The organism is Bacillus cereus group sp. BfR-BA-01380 (assembly GCF_022663535.1).
GTDB lineage: Bacteria > Bacillota > Bacilli > Bacillales > Bacillaceae_G > Bacillus_A > Bacillus_A cereus_BB.
In genome coordinates, this window is record NZ_JAKUFS010000133.1 from 1 (window position 1) to 223 (window position 223).

The window sequence follows — 223 nt, forward strand, 5'->3', positions numbered from 1 at the left end:
TTGGAAACTGGGAGACTTGAGTGCAGAAGAGGAAAGTGGAATTCCATGTGTAGCGGTGAAATGCGTAGAGATATGGAGGAACACCAGTGGCGAAGGCGACTTTCTGGTCTGTAACTGACACTGAGGCGCGAAAGCGTGGGGAGCAAACAGGATTAGATACCCTGGTAGTCCACGCCGTAAACGATGAGTGCTAAGTGTTAGAGGGTTTCCGCCCTTTAGTGCT

Annotated in this window: 1 rRNA gene; it reads left to right on the forward strand. The window is 50.7% G+C overall.

The window, feature by feature from the left end:
- Nucleotides 1-223, forward strand: a 16S ribosomal RNA gene (locus MR076_RS27030); the annotation flags it as partial.